Source organism: Polaromonas sp. DSP2-3-2b2 (genome assembly GCF_049895905.1).
In the GTDB taxonomy this organism is placed as follows: domain Bacteria; phylum Pseudomonadota; class Gammaproteobacteria; order Burkholderiales; family Burkholderiaceae_C; genus Polaromonas.
In genome coordinates, this window is the sequence record NZ_JAFCTH010000038.1 from 1 (window position 1) to 14,507 (window position 14,507).

At 64.4% G+C, this 14,507-nt stretch carries 11 protein-coding genes and 1 pseudogene; 8 read left to right on the plus strand and 4 right to left on the minus strand.

Annotation, left to right across the window (positions count from 1 at the left end; genetic code table 11):
- Positions 1 to 99: 99 nt before the first annotated feature.
- Positions 100 to 741 (plus strand): annotated as a pseudogene (locus ACP7AD_RS17895) (PKD domain-containing protein); the annotation flags it as partial.
- A gap of 323 nt (positions 742 to 1,064) precedes the next feature.
- Here the strand turns inward: ACP7AD_RS17895 and mltB are convergent.
- From mltB to ACP7AD_RS17915, 4 genes are read right to left on the minus strand one after another with little or no spacing between them, the layout of a single operon-like run.
- Entirely contained in the window at positions 1,065 to 2,243 is a 1,179-nt protein-coding gene (gene mltB / locus ACP7AD_RS17900; RefSeq protein ID WP_426149102.1) for a lytic murein transglycosylase B, read from the minus strand.
- 42 nt (positions 2,244 to 2,285) lie between these two features.
- On the minus strand, positions 2,286 to 4,310 hold the full coding sequence (locus tag ACP7AD_RS17905; RefSeq protein ID WP_426149103.1) for a transglutaminaseTgpA domain-containing protein: 2,025 nt from the start codon (positions 4,308 to 4,310) through the stop codon (positions 2,286 to 2,288).
- Positions 4,304 to 5,332, minus strand: coding sequence for a DUF58 domain-containing protein (locus ACP7AD_RS17910; protein WP_426149104.1), 1,029 nt, complete (start codon positions 5,330 to 5,332; stop codon positions 4,304 to 4,306). The genes ACP7AD_RS17905 and ACP7AD_RS17910 overlap by 7 nt, the downstream gene beginning before the upstream one ends.
- A gap of 20 nt (positions 5,333 to 5,352) precedes the next feature.
- Positions 5,353 to 6,273: an AAA family ATPase gene (locus tag ACP7AD_RS17915; RefSeq protein WP_426149111.1), complete on the minus strand. Its 921-nt coding sequence runs from the start codon at positions 6,271 to 6,273 to the stop codon at positions 5,353 to 5,355.
- A gap of 41 nt (positions 6,274 to 6,314) precedes the next feature.
- Here ACP7AD_RS17915 and ACP7AD_RS17920 point away from each other — a divergent pair, with 41 nt between their 5' ends.
- From ACP7AD_RS17920 to ACP7AD_RS17950, 7 genes are all read left to right on the plus strand, one after another.
- The gene (locus ACP7AD_RS17920) at positions 6,315 to 7,268 is read left to right on the plus strand and encodes a histone deacetylase family protein (protein WP_426149105.1); all 954 of its coding nucleotides are present in this window, start codon (positions 6,315 to 6,317) and stop codon (positions 7,266 to 7,268) included.
- A gap of 10 nt (positions 7,269 to 7,278) precedes the next feature.
- Positions 7,279 to 8,082, plus strand: coding sequence for an enoyl-CoA hydratase (locus tag ACP7AD_RS17925; protein WP_426149106.1), 804 nt, complete (start codon positions 7,279 to 7,281; stop codon positions 8,080 to 8,082).
- A gap of 59 nt (positions 8,083 to 8,141) precedes the next feature.
- Positions 8,142 to 9,452, plus strand: a complete 1,311-nt coding sequence (locus tag ACP7AD_RS17930) for a mechanosensitive ion channel family protein (protein ID WP_426149112.1) — start codon at positions 8,142 to 8,144, stop codon at positions 9,450 to 9,452.
- A 195-nt stretch (positions 9,453 to 9,647) separates the two neighbouring features.
- Entirely contained in the window at positions 9,648 to 10,397 is a 750-nt protein-coding gene (locus ACP7AD_RS17935) for an electron transfer flavoprotein subunit beta/FixA family protein (protein ID WP_426149107.1), read from the plus strand.
- 21 nt (positions 10,398 to 10,418) lie between these two features.
- A complete protein-coding gene (locus ACP7AD_RS17940; RefSeq protein ID WP_426149108.1) occupies positions 10,419 to 11,351 on the plus strand; it encodes an electron transfer flavoprotein subunit alpha/FixB family protein in 933 nt (310 codons plus the stop codon).
- Positions 11,352 to 11,446: 95 nt separating this feature from the next.
- Positions 11,447 to 13,237, plus strand: coding sequence for an acyl-CoA dehydrogenase (locus ACP7AD_RS17945; protein ID WP_426149109.1), 1,791 nt, complete (start codon positions 11,447 to 11,449; stop codon positions 13,235 to 13,237).
- 104 nt (positions 13,238 to 13,341) lie between these two features.
- The gene (locus tag ACP7AD_RS17950; protein ID WP_426149110.1) at positions 13,342 to 14,295 is read left to right on the plus strand and encodes an NAD(P)H-dependent flavin oxidoreductase; all 954 of its coding nucleotides are present in this window, start codon (positions 13,342 to 13,344) and stop codon (positions 14,293 to 14,295) included.
- The last annotated feature ends 212 nt before the right edge of the window (positions 14,296 to 14,507 follow it).

Sequence of the window (14,507 nt, forward strand, 5' to 3'; positions counted from 1 at the left end):
GCAATTCACGACCAAGAATGCGCGAATCAAGCTAAAACGGCTTTACCCGACAACTACCTCATGACGCGACACTAGAGCGTCACCACCACTGAGGCCAGTGCTGGCGCAAACGCCACCATCACCTCGGTGTCGGTGGACTGGGGCGATGGCACGGCCGCTGCCACGGTGTCGGGTGCCGGCAACGTGGCGCACACCTACGCCAGCGCAGGAACGTTCAATGTGCTGCTGACGCTGGTCAATTCAGCAGGGCAAACCGCCACGCAAACCGGCGCTGTCACCGTCACGGCTGTTGCGGTCACGCCGCCTGTGACGCCGCCCGGCACGCGGGAGCTGTTCTTCAGCGAATACATTGAAGGCGGCGCCAGCACCACCTCGTTTGTTTTCCCGCTGTCGGGCAGCCTGGCGCCAGGCCAGGTGCTGGTGCTGCTGAACAGCAAAGCCACCGCGCCTTTCCTGGTGGCGGGTAGTGTGCCGGCCGACACGGTGGTCAATTTCAATGGAGACGATGCGGTCACGCTGGAAAAATCGGGCATGGTGATCGACCGGATTGGCCAGCTCGGCGTTGATCCCGGCACGGAGTGGTCAGGCAACGGCATCAGCACCCTGAACCGCACGCTGCGCCGCAAGCCCGACTTCACTTCGGGCGACAACAACGCCGCTGCGGTGTTTGATCCATCGTTGCAGTGGGACGGCTTTGCCCAGGACACGTCCGACGGTCTGGGCGCGCATACCGGGAACTGACCCGTGCTTCAGCGCCAGGGCTGCAGCTGCTGCGGCCTGTCGATGGCAAAAGGCCTGAAACCCCGGTTTCAGGCCTTTTTGCTTCATGTTCCCGGCTCTGACGGGTTGGCGCCGGAGCGGCACAAGCATCAATCGCCGCGTCAATCGAATGGCGCCATGCATGTTGTCTGGACCCACGCCAGCCGCGCTTGCTTGCATAGCGCCCCAAGTGCCGATTTTTGCTATCTAATCAATAGCTGCTCTCGCAGTCTGTGCCTGCGCAGAACGCTTTTTTGATGCTGAATGTTGTTTGCTGACGCAAACCAATGCGCAAAAAATACGCTTCAACGCCGGGAATTCTTGCTCATGGCCTGCGCCACTTCGCGCCCCAGCTCAATCACCGCCATGGCGTAGTAGCTGCTCCAGTTGTAGCGCGTGATGACGTAAAAGTTCTCGGTCCCGGCGACGTAGCTCGGTGCGTCCGGGCCGTTGAGCAGTTCGATCAGCGCCAGCGGGCCTTTGTGTTCCAGTGCCGGGCCTTCCAGCACCGCGCCCTTGGCCATGAAGCTGGCCACGCCGAAGGTCGGCAAGATGTCGGGCGCCATCAGCGCGTCCATGTCCATTTTGCTGGCGTCAAAGCGCACCGGGTAGTGCGTCGGCATGCCGCTCTGCCAGCCGTAGGACTTGAAGTAATTGGCGACCGAACCGATGACGTCGGCCGGACTGTTCCACAGGTCGATGTTGCCGTCGCCGTCGAAATCGACAGCATATTTGGCCTGGCTCGACGGCATGAACTGCGGCATGCCCATGGCGCCGGCGTAACTGCCCTTGACGTCCATGGGGTTGGCTTGCCGCTGGTTCTGCAGGGCCAGGAACTGCTCGACCTCGCCCCTGAAATAGGTGCTGCGCTCCTGCGCGCGCGGGTGATTCGATGGGAAATCAAAGGCCAGCGTCATCAGCGCGTCCATCACCCGAAAGCTGCCGGTGTCGCGGCCGTAAATGGTTTCCACGCCAATGATGCCGACGATGATGTCGGCCGGAACGCCATATTCCTTCTCGGCGCGTGCCAGCGTCGCCGCATTGGCTTTCCAGAAACGCACGCCCGCGGCAATGCGAACCGGGTCAATGAAGCGGCTGCGGTAAACACGCCAGTTTTTCACAAAAGTTTTGGTCGGCGGCTGCATCAGCCGCGAGACCGTGGGGTTGAAGCTTGATTCGCCCATGGCGCGCCGCACCCACTGCGGATCGAGCTGGCGGCGGCTGGCCAGTTCGTCGGCAAACGCCATGACGTCTGGGCGGGTGGCGTAGGAACCGCTCGGTGACTGCGCCTGGGCTTGCGGCTGAGGCTGCGCTGGCGTCTGGGGTTTTTCGATGGGTGTCGGGGGCTGGGGCTGGGGCTGGGCGGTTTCGGTTTCCACCTTTTGGGGAAGCGGTTTCTTGTCGCCGGCGCAAGCAGCAAGGATCAGGCAGGCTGTTAAAACAAGTACCGGCTTGAAGCGGAAAAACGGTGGTTGGAGTGTCATGCAGAGAAGTGTGAGTGAGCCTGGCAATCAGGCCTCTTGATTTTAAGCAGGCCAGCTCAGGCGCCGCAGTTGCTGATTCATGAGACCGAGTTGCCGGGCCTGGCTCCTGGGCGTGGCCGATGGGACGGCATAGCGCTGCATTTCCAGCTGCATCAGCCAGTCATGCAGCGGCTGTCCCTTGGGGCCGTATTGCTGCAGCACCTGACTGGCCAGCTGGCGCGGCGACGTGGCAGGCGTACTGTCGATGCCGGCCCGGGCCAGCCGCTTGCGCGCCCGGCCCAACAGCCGCAGCCATGGGTCGTGCTGGCTGCGCTCCCACAGCGTCCAGCCGCCGCCCGCCACGCTCGCCAGCACGATGGTGCCGATCAGCAGCCTGGCCAGGTCTTCCCAGCCGGGGGATTCGAAGCCGATGTCCTTGAGCAGGTTCAGCTGCCGGCCCTGGGTGTAGTTGAGCACCCACTGCGACCAGCCGTTGTTGACAGCTTCCCAGGTGGCGCGGAGCTGCGCCGCCAGGTTCGGGCTGAAATTGCCGAAAGCCTGCGCGACCGCGCCCCGGGGCGCCGCCAGCCGCTGGAAGGCGCCGGTGCGTCCGGGCGACACGGCCGAGGTCGGATCGACGCGCACCCAGCCGCGCCCGGCCTGCCAGACTTCGGCCCAGGCATGGGCGTCGCTTTGCCGCACCACCCAAAAGCCGTCCACGCTGTTCATCTCGCCGCCCTGGTAGCCGGTGACGATGCGCGCCGGTATGTCGAGCGCGCGCATCAGGATGACGAAGCTCGACGCAATGTGCTCGCAAAACCCCTCCTTGCGGTCAAACCAGAACTCGTCGGCGGTGTCCCGGCCATAGACGCCGGGCTCCAGCGTGTAGCTGTAGCCCCCTAGGCGCAATCGGTCCAGCGCCACCTGCACCAGTGCGCTAGCACCGGCCTGGGCATAGCGCGGGTCGCGCCGGATGTCGGCGGCCAGCGCCAGCGTGCGCGGGTTGAAACCCGGCGGCAGATCGACGAACTCCTGCAGGCCAAGCACCTGCTGCGCCGGCCCATGGCTGAAGTTCGGGTAGCTGACGGCCTTGTAGCGAACCGGGTCGGTCACGGGCCGGTTGGTTGTCCACTGCAGGTCGTCCTGCATCACACTGCGGTAGCCCGGCAGCTCCGGGCTTTGCGCCGCCGCTTCGAGCACGAACAGCCAGGGCCGGTTGGTCGGCTGCAGGGTGACTTCGTACGGCACCGGCTGGCCGGAAACCTGCAGTTCTGCGGGCAGGGCGTAACGCGCTGGGAGGCTGGCGCGCAAGGGCAGCCATTGCCGGCCGTCAAAGCTGGACAGCACCGGCCCCCGGAGGTACAGCTCGCGCTGCGGCGGCGTTTCGCCCTCGAATTTGATGCGCATGGCGATGCTGTCGTCCAGCGCCAGCGTGGCAATGGTGCCGACTTCCATGCTAGCGCTCAGGCCACTGCGCCCGGTCATGGCATCGCCGGGCACGCCCCACAGCGGCGCCATGCGCGGAAACAGCACGAACAGCGCCACCATGATGGGCGCCCCAAACAGGGCCATGGCGCCGGCGGTTTTGGCGGCCTGCGCCAGCGGCGGTTTGCCGACCGGCATGTGGGCATTGACCAGCGCCGTCAGCAAGCCCAGCAGCCCGAGCACCATGCTGACGGCGGTCAGCAGCGACTGCGAATAAAAAAAGTTGCTCAGCATGCAGAAAAAGCCGAGGAAAAAGACCACGAAGGCGTCGCGCCGGGCGCGCAGTTCCAGCGTCTTGAGCGTGATCAGCACCACCAGCAGCGTCACGCCGGCGTCGCGGCCAAGCAGCGTGCCGTGGCTGAAATAAGTCGCGCCCAGCGTCAGCGCCAGCAGCAGCACCAGCCAGCGCTTGCGCGGCAGGGCGCGCGCATCGAACGCCAGCCAGCCGCGCCACAGCAGCACCGCGCCGGCGCCCAGGCTGCACCACAGCGGCAGCCGGCCTGCCTGCGGCAGCAGCACCCAGGCAATCACCGCGAGCAGGAACAGCGTGTCGCGGCCATCGCGCGGCAAGCTTCGCAGCGTCGCCATACCGGGCGTCAGCATGTGGCCAGCGCCTCCAGGCAATGGCGCTTGTGGGCTTCGCCGCTGGCCGGAGTGATGTCGCCAGCGCTCAAGCGCAGGCCGTAGCGCAGGCCAAGCCGGTCGGCCTGCAGCACCCAGGCGCACAGCCTCGACAGCTGGCGCTCCAGGTCGGGCGGACCGGCTTGCCGGATGTCGAGCCAGAGTTCATGGCGCTGCGCCTGCTGGGTGTCGCGCACCACCAGCCCGGCGCTTTCACCGCCTTGTTCACCGGCCTTGGCGGCTTTTTTCCAGAGCACGTGCTTCAGCGGATCGCCGCGCCGGTAGCCGCGCACGCCGTCGAATTCGCCGCTGCTCTGCGCGCGTGCCGCATCGCCCGCGCCCTGGGCGCGCGGTTCGCCGGGCGGCAGCGGCGGCGGGCTGGCCTCGGGCGCGGGATAGACCATGACCTGCGCGGCGGGCCGCCAGACTGTCCAGACGCGAAAGGTGCCCAGCGGAAACCGCGTTTCGGCCGTCAGCGTCGGCAGGCGGTGCAGGCCGCGCCGCTGCGGCGTGAAGGCCACCTGCACCAGGCTGCTGCCTTGCGCCGGCACGTCGGTCCAGGCCCAGTGCCGCTTGGTGCTTGGCCGCCCATCGACCGCCTGCGGGTCCAGCAGGCTCAGGCCGATGCCGTGGCGCACGGAGCGCCGCGCATTCGTGAGTTTGATGTCAAAAGCGGTGCTGGCGCCCGCGTAGTGGGCGTGAGGCGCTATCAAATTCATGGAAAGACCGCGCAGCGTGCCGTGGCACACATGCATGCCGACCAGCGCCGTGCCGGCCAGCAGGAAGGTCAGCAGGTAGCCCAAGTTGAGCTGGTAGTTGATCGAGGCGACCAGCAGCACCAGCAGGGTCAAAAAAAGCATCAGGCCGGGGCGCGTCGGCAGGATGTAGACGGTCCGCTGGGTCAGCGTCACGCTGTCGGACAGCGGCAGGCGGGCTTCGAACCAGTGCCGAAAGCATGTCCTGACAAACGGCACCGGCTTGGAAAGGAAGGCGAACGCGGCCATGAAAAGAGCAGGTCCGCGCGTCAAGGCAGCGGCACGGCGTCCAGCATGGCGCGCACCTGCCCAAGGGCGCCCCGGCCGGCGCTGCTCACCGGCACCAGCCGGTGCGCGGCGGTCTGCGGCAAGATAGCGGCGATGTCGTCGGGCGCGACGTAATCCCGGCCGCTCAAAAAGGCCTGCGCCTTGGCCGCCCGCATGATGGCGATGCCGGCGCGCGGGCTCAGCCCCTGCACAAACCAGCGGCCCGAACGGGTCGCGGCGATCAGGTCCTGCAGGTAGTTGAGCAGCGGCTCGGCGGCATGCACCCGCTGGACCAGCTGCTGCAATTCGAGCAACTCGTGCGGCGCCAGCATGGCCGGCAGGGCATCTAACATCTCACGCCGGTCGGCGCCCCTGAGCAGTTCGCGTTCGGCGGCGCGGTCCGGGTAGCCGAGTGAAATCCGCATGTGGAAGCGGTCGAGCTGCGATTCGGGCAGGGCGTAGGTGCCGAGCTGGTCGTGCGGGTTTTGCGTGGCAATCACGAAAAATGGCAGCGGCAGCGGGCGCGTCTGGCCTTCGATGGTGACCTGCTTTTCTTCCATGGCCTCTAACAGCGCGCTCTGGGTCTTGGGGCTGGCGCGGTTGATCTCGTCGGCCAGCAGCACCTGGGCAAACATCGGCCCGGGATGAAACACAAAGCTTTCCTTCTGGCGTTCGTAGATCGACACGCCCGACAAGTCGCTCGGCATCAGGTCGGCGGTGAACTGCACGCGCGAAAACTGCAGCCCGAAGGAGCGCGACAGCGCATGCGCCAGCGTGGTCTTGCCGACGCCTGGAACGTCCTCAATCAACAGGTGGCCGCCTGCCAGCAGGCAGGCCACGCAGTCGCTGACATGGGCCGTCTTGCCCACAATCACCGTGTTAAGCTGATTCAGGAGCGCCTGAAGTTTTTCTTTCACATGCATGCTTTGAACCATAACGTAATTTTTAACATGATTTACTCATCATGAACAAAACCGGCTATTTCACCCACACGGATTGCTGGAAGCATGAAATGGGGCCGGGTCACCCCGAATGCCCCGAGCGGCTCGATGCCATTGAGCGCCAGCTTCTGGCCAGCGGCTTGGCCGACTCGCTGGACCGCCGCGATGCGCCCCTTGCGCCCATCGGCGACATCGAGCTGGCGCACGACCGCATGCTGGTGGCGGCCATCCGGGGCCTGAGCGACCAGCTGGCCGACGACATGCTGGCCGGCGGGCCAAGCCATGTGCAGATCGACCCCGACACTTCGCTCAATGTCCACACCTGGACTGCCGCCCTGCGCGCGGCAGGCGCTGCCATTGCGGCCACCGACAGCGTCATGGCCGGCGAGATGGCCAACGCCTTTTGCGCGGTGCGGCCGCCGGGCCACCATGCCGAGCGGGGCAAAGCCATGGGTTTTTGTTTTTTCAGCAACATCGCCATCGCCGCCAAGTACGCGCTGGAGCGCCACGGCTTGAAACGGGTGGCGATTGTTGACTTCGACGTGCACCACGGCAACGGCACCGCCGACATCGTCCGGGGCGACGAGCGCATCCTGATGGTGAGCTTTTTCCAGCATCCGCTGTTCCCGTTCAGCGGCGCCGACACCGACGCGCCCAACATGGTCAACCTGCCGGTGCCGGCGCATACCAAAGGCATGGACATCCGCGAACTGATCGACATGATGTGGATGCCCCGACTGGAGCAATTCAGGCCTGAAATGATCTTCATCAGCGCCGGTTTTGATGCCCACCGCGATGACGACCTCGGCCAGATGAACCTCAATGAGCAGGATTTCGCCTGGATCACCGCGCGCATCAAGCAGGTCGCCGACCGCCATGCCAGGGGCCGTATCGTGTCCTCGCTCGAAGGCGGCTACCACCTCGGCGCGCTGGGGCGCAGCGTCGAGGCGCATATCCGCGTGCTGGCTGACTTATAGGAATTTGTTCATGAGCGTTATTTCCCTGACCGACGTTTCGTCGCCACTGCTGCATACCCGTGACGAGCGCGGCGTTCACAGTCTGGTCCTGAACCGGCCGGCATCCTTCAATGTGCTGGGCGAGGACATGCTGGCCGCGCTGCAGTCGGCGCTCGACGCCATTGCGCTCGACGAATCGGCGCGCATCGTGGTGCTGTCGGCCCAGGGCAAGGCCTTTTGCGCCGGCCACAACCTGAAGGAAATGCGCGCCCGGCCTGAACTGTCCTATTACCAGAAGCTGTTTGCCCAGTGCAGCCGCATGATGCTCAGCATCCAGAAGTTGCCGGTGCCGGTGATTGCCCGGGTGCAGGGCCTGGCCACGGCCGCCGGTTGCCAGCTGGTGGCGCAAAGTGATTTGGCCGTGGCCGCCAGCGGCGCCAGCTTTGGCGTCAACGGCATCGATGTCGGCCTGTTCTGCGCCACGCCCAGCGTGCCGCTGGTGCGCAACATGCCGGCAAAGCAGGCCATGGAAATGCTGCTGACCGGCGATTTCATCAGCGCCGACGAGGCGCGCGCGCGGGGGCTGGTCAACCGCGTCGTGTCACTGGAGGCGCTCGACGACGAGGTCGAAAAAATGGTGCAGGCGATCCTGGCCAAGCCGCGCGAAGCGGTCGCCATGGGCAAGGCGCTGTTTTACCAGCAGCGTGAAACCGGCATCGAAGCGGCCTACCAGCTGGCCGGGCAGGCCATGGCCTGCAACATGATGCATCCCGTCGCGCAGGAGGGCGTGCAGGCCTTCATCGAGAAACGAACACCGCAGTGGCCGGCGCCGTGAGCCCGGCTGAGGTTCCTGCTTCCACTGTCACGCCTGCCTCGGCTGCCGCGCCTGCATCCATGGAAAGCCTGGATGCCTGGCTGCGGGCCATGACCCGGCCCAACGCATTGATTGAGCTGGCATCGCTGATGGCCTGCGTGCTGCTCGCCTGGCTGGCGGTGAAGGTGCTGAGCCGCGCGCAGCAAGTGCAGAACGACTCGTCCATCCTGTTTGGCCGGCGCATTGTCGATGGCGCGCTGTTTCCGCTGCTGCTGCTGAGCCTGGCGTATGTCGCGCAGACGCTGCTGGCCCGGCTGTTTCCGCTGGCGCTGTTCCGGCTGGCCATTCCGGTGCTGCTGGCGCTGGCGGCCATACGCCTGAGCGTCAAGGTGCTGCACGCCGCCTTCAAGGACGCGCCGGTGGTGCGCGCGCTGGAGCGCACCTTTTCGTGGCTGGCCTGGGCGCTGATGGTGCTGTGGGTCAGCGGGCTCTTGCCCGTCATCCTCGATGAGCTGGACGATATCAAGTGGAAGGTGGGCGGCTCCATGCTGTCGGTGCGCGCCTTGCTGCAGGGCGCGCTGACGGCCGGCGTCGTGCTGCTGATCACGCTGTGGATCTCGTCGGCGATTGAAAGCCGGCTGCTGCGCTCGGCCACCGGCGGCGAACTGTCGCTGCGCAAGGCGGTGAGCAATGCTACGCGCGCGGCGCTGATGTTCGTCGGCCTGCTGATGGCACTGTCGTCCGTGGGCATCGACCTGACGGCGCTGTCGGTGCTGGGCGGCGCGATTGGCGTGGGCGTGGGTTTTGGCCTGCAAAAGCTCGCTTCCAACTATGTCAGCGGCTTTGTCATGCTGGCCGAGCGCAGCGTGCGCATCGGCGACAACATACGCGTCGACAACTTTGAAGGCCGCATCACCGACATCAATGCCCGCTACACCGTGGTGCGCGCGCCGTCCGGCCGCGAATCCATCGTGCCCAACGAGATGTTCATCATCAACCGGATCGAGAACCTGTCGCTCAGCGACACGCAGGTGCTGCAGTCCACCGTGGTGTCGGTCGGTTATGACAGCGACGAGGAACTGGTGATGCGCCTGCTGACCGAGGCGGCGCTGGCGCAGGAGCGCGTGCTGCCGGAGCCGGCGCCAGGTGTCAACCTGACCAATTTCGGCGCCGATGGGCTGGAATTCACGCTGAACTACTGGATTTGCGATCCTGAAAACGGCCAGCAGAATGTGCGCTCGAAGGTCAACCTGGCCATCTTGAAATCATTGCGCGCGCACCATATCGAGATTCCTTATCCGCAACGGGTGATTCACACCCGGGCAGAAGCAGGCCATGAGGCATCAATACCAGCAGCGGACACCGGGAACACCCTGCCGGTGCCCGAATGACCGCTGCGGGAGGAAGTGCTTTAATTTGGGGCAGGATGCCCTTTATAATTAAATAGAACGGTCGTTCTTTTTTGTTTCTGCGGCAAGATATGCTTTCATTTCGCAGGACAGCCGTTCGGTACCCCGGATGCCCCGGCATAGAATGCAAAGCTTACGTTTACGTCAACGTCAATCAATAATTTTTGGAGCCCCGTCATGAAAATCCTGGTCCCCGTCAAGCGCGTCGTCGATTACAACGTCAAGGTTCGTGTCAAAAGCGACGGCAGCGGCGTCGACATCGCCAACGTCAAGATGAGCATGAACCCGTTTGACGAGATCGCCATCGAGGAAGCCGTGCGGCTCAAGGAAAAGGGTGCTGCGACCGAGGTGATCGCTGTCAGCTGCGGCGTTCTGCAGTGCCAGGAAACGCTGCGCACGGCCATGGCCATCGGCGCTGACCGCGCCATCCTGGTCGAAACCGCTGAGGAACTGCAGCCGCTGGCCGTGGCCAAGCTGCTGAAAGCCTTGGTCGATAAAGAGCAGCCGCAACTCGTCATCCTGGGCAAGCAGGCGATTGATGACGACTGCAACCAGACCGGCCAGATGCTCGCTGCGCTGCTGGGCTGGGGCCAGGCGACGTTCGCCTCGAAAGTCGACGTGGCTGACGGCGTGGCCAAGGTCACGCGCGAGGTCGATGGCGGCCTGGAAACGCTGTCGCTCACGCTGCCGGCCATCATCACGACCGACCTGCGCCTGAACGAACCGCGCTACGTCACGCTGCCCAACATCATGAAGGCCAAGAAAAAGACGCTTGAAAACGTCAAGCCCGCCGATCTGGGCGTCGATGTGGCCCCGCGCATCAAGACGCTCAAGGTCAGCGAGCCACCCAAGCGCAGCGCCGGCATCAAGGTGGCTGACGTCGCCGCGCTGGTCGACAAGCTCAAGAACGAAGCCAAAGTCATCTAAATCCCACGGAGTACCACAACCATGACCTCCTTAGTCATTGCAGAACACGACCACGCCAGCATCCGCCCGGCGACCCTGAACACCGTGACCGCCGCCAGCCAGTGCGGCGGCGAAGTGCATGTGCTGGTGGCCGGCCACCATGCCCAGGCAGCAGCCGAAGCGGCCTCGAAAATCGCCGGCGTCGCCAAGGTCATCCACGTCGAGGGTGAGCACTTCGCCCACGGCCTGGCCGAGAACATGGCCGCGCAGGTCGTCGCCATTGCCAGCAGCTACAGCCACCTGCTGTTCCCGGCCACCGCTTCGGGCAAGAACATCGCCCCGCGCGTGGCTGCACTGCTCGACGTGGCTCAGATTTCCGACATCACCAAGGTTGATGCGGCTGATACTTTTGAGCGCCCGATCTACGCCGGCAACGCCATTGCCATCGTGCAGAGCCTGGACGCGGTCAAGGTCATCACCGTGCGCACCACCGGTTTTGACGCCGCTGCGGCCACCGGAGGTGCAGCCAACATCGAAGTCGCCAGCGGCGTGGCTGACAGCGGCAAGTCCTCGTTCGTGGGTTCGGAAATCGCCAAGAGCGACCGGCCCGAGCTGACGGCGGCCAAGGTCATCGTCTCGGGCGGCCGGGCGCTGGGTTCGAACGAGAAGTTCCATGAGGTCATGGAGCCGCTGGCCGACAAGCTCGGCGCCGCGCTGGGCGCCAGCCGCGCGGCGGTCGATGCCGGTTACGCGCCGAACGACTGGCAGGTCGGCCAGACCGGCAAGATCGTCGCGCCACAGCTGTATGTAGCCGTGGGCATCTCGGGCGCCATCCAGCACCTGGCGGGCATGAAGGACAGCAAAGTCATCGTCGCCATCAACAAGGATGCCGAAGCGCCGATCTTCGGCGTGGCCGACTACGGGCTGGAAGCCGATCTGTTCACGGCTGTGCCTGAACTGGTCGCCGCGCTCTAAAGCCGCGAAAAGCGAAAGGGCGTCTGAACAGACGCCCTTTTTTTATCTGGATTGCCTGGACTGCCGGGCAACTGTTAATTTATTGGAGATGAGAGATGAGCTACAAAGCGCCCCTTAAAGACATGTTGTTCGGCATCAAGCACCTGGCCCACATCGACCAGATTGCGCAAATTCCGGGCTTTGAAGACGCTGGTTATGACACCGCCGAGGCGGTGCTGCAGGAATGCGCCAAGTTCACCGAGGGCGTGCTGTCGCCGCTGAACTGGGACGGCGACCAGAACCCTTCGAGCTTCAAGGCCGGCGTGGTCACCACCACTCCCGGTTTCAAGGAAGCCTTCAGTCAATACGCCGAAGGCGGCTGGCAGGGCCTGCAGCATCCGGCGGATTTTGGCGGCCAAGGCCTGCCCAAGACCATTGGCGCCGTCTGCGGCGAAATGCTCAACTCGGCCAACATGAGCTTTGCGCTGTGCCCGATGCTGACCGACGGCGCCATCGAGGCGCTGTTGACGGCCGGCTCCGATGACCTCAAGGCGGTTTATCTGGAAAAGCTGGTCAGCGGCCAGTGGACCGGCACCATGAACCTGACCGAGCCGCAAGCCGGCTCCGACCTGGCCGCCGTGCGCTCGCGCGCCGAACCACAGGAAGATGGCAGCTACAAGGTGTTCGGCACCAAGATCTACATCACCTACGGTGAGCACGACATGGCCGAAAACATCGTCCACCTGGTGTTGGCCCGCGCCAGCGGCGCGCCCGAAGGCGTCAAGGGCATCAGCCTGTTTGTCGTTCCCAAATTCATGGTGAACGCCGACGGCACGCCGGGCGCGCGCAACGATGTGCATTGCGTCAGCATCGAGCACAAGCTGGGCATCAAGGCTTCGCCTACGGCGGTGCTGCAGTACGGCGACCATGGCGGCGCGGTCGGCTACATCGTCGGCGAAGAAAATCGCGGCCTCGAATACATGTTCATCATGATGAACGCGGCGCGCTACGCCGTCGGCGTGCAGGGCATTTCGATTGCCGAGCGGGCCTACCAGAAGGCCGTCAGCTTTGCCAAGGACCGCGTGCAAAGCCGCCCGGTCGATGGCTCGATCAAGGCCAGCGCGCCCATCATTCACCACCCCGACGTCAAGCGCATGCTGATGACGATGCGCGCCTACACCGAAGGCTGCCGCGCCATGGCCACCGTCGCCGCTGCCGCCTATGACGCGTCGCATCACCATCCGGATGCCGACGTGCGCCAGCAAAGCCTGATTTTCTACGACTTCATGGTGCCGCTGGTCAAGGGCTACAGCACCGAGATGAGCCAGGAAGTCACTTCGCTAGGCGTGCAGGTGCATGGCGGCATGGGTTTCATCGAGGAAACCGGCGCGGCGCAGTATTTCCGTGATGCCCGCATCCTGACGATCTACGAAGGCACCACCGCCATCCAGGCCAACGACCTGGTCGGTCGCAAGACCGCCCGCGACGGCGGCCAGATCGCCAAGGGCATTGCCGCGCAGATCGAGGCGACTGAAAACGAGCTGGTTGCCCAAGGCAGCGCCGACGCACTGGCCGTGGCCAAGCGCCTGAAGGCGGCCCGTGAAGCCTTGGTCGATGTGGTCGAGTTTGTCGCTGCCAACACCCGGACCGACCCGAACGCGGTGTTCGCCGGCAGCGTGCCTTACCTGATGCTCGCGGGCAACGTCGTGGCGGGCTGGCAGATGGCGCGTTCGCTGCTAGTGGCCCAGGAGCAGCTCGCCGAGGGCGTCGATACGGCGTTCATGCAGGCCAAGATCACCACCGCGCGCTTTTATGCCGACCACCTGCTGACCAAGGCGCCCGGCATGCGCGACAGCATCGTCGAAGGCGCGGACAGCGTGAACGGACTGGCGCTCGAAGCGTTTTGAGCGCGATTCAGTTTTGCTTCTGAATTGATAGCTGGCTGCGCAAGCCGGCCGTGCGCACAAGCCACTTTTGGCATAAAAATACAAGAACCATCACGGAGACAACCATGTCCATACTGCCCGGCGCCCTGAACCACCTGCCGCTGCCCATCATCGGCTCGCCGCTGTTCATCATCAGCAACCCCCGGCTCGTCATCGAGCAGTGCAAGGCCGGCGTCGTCGGCTCGATGCCGGCGCTCAATGCGCGCCCGGCCGCCCAGTTGGAAGACTGGCTGGCCGAGATCACCGAGACGCTGGCGGCCTACAACCTGGCGAATCCGGACAGCCCGGCTGCGCCGTTTGCCATCAACCAGATCGTGCACAAGTCCAACGACCGGCTGGAGTACGACCTGGAAATGTGCGCGCGCTTCAAGGTGCCCATCATCATCACCTCGCTGGGCGCGCGTGAAGACCTGAACCAGGCGGTGCACGGCTGGGGCGGCGTGGTGCTGCACGACATCATCAACAACAAGCATGCGCACAAGGCGATTGAAAAAGGCGCCGACGGCCTGGTGGCGGTGGCCTGCGGCGCGGGGGGACACGCCGGCGTCAAGAGCCCGTTCGCGCTGATCCAGGAAATCCGCCAGTGGTTCGACGGCCCGCTGGCGCTGTCGGGCTCGATCTCGACCGGCGGCGGCGTGCTGGCCGCGCAGGCCATGGGCGCCGACTTTGCCTACATCGGCTCGGCCTTCATCGCCACCGAAGAAGCTCGGGCCTCGGATGCCTACAAGCAGGCGATTGTCGAAGGCGACTCGGACGATATCGTCTACAGCAACCTGTTCACCGGCGTGCACGGCAACTACCTGGCGCCGTCGATCCGCGCCGCCGGCATGGACCCGGACAACCTGCCCGAAAGCGACCCGAGCAAGATGAACTTCGGCGGCGACAAGAGCAAAGCCTGGAAAGACATCTGGGGCTGCGGGCAGGGGATTGGTTCGGTTGGCAAGGTGCAGCGCACGGCTGATTTTGTGGCGCAGCTTAAGCGGGAATATGAGGAGGCGCGGGGACGGTTGTTGGGTTGATTTGTGGGGTGGGTGTGTGTAAGCGAAAAACTGGCATGCGTTGTGTCACTCATTGCAAATTAAAAGAAATTTTTGATTACGAGGTACGTAAGGTAAGCACATGCTAAGAGCCGCGACAAAACAATCAGTCTTCAACTGACCTTGCCCCTGGATTGCGTATCCCATAACCGAGCTCATGAGTTGGCTTGCCTCGCAAGCCATTCGCTTTCGAA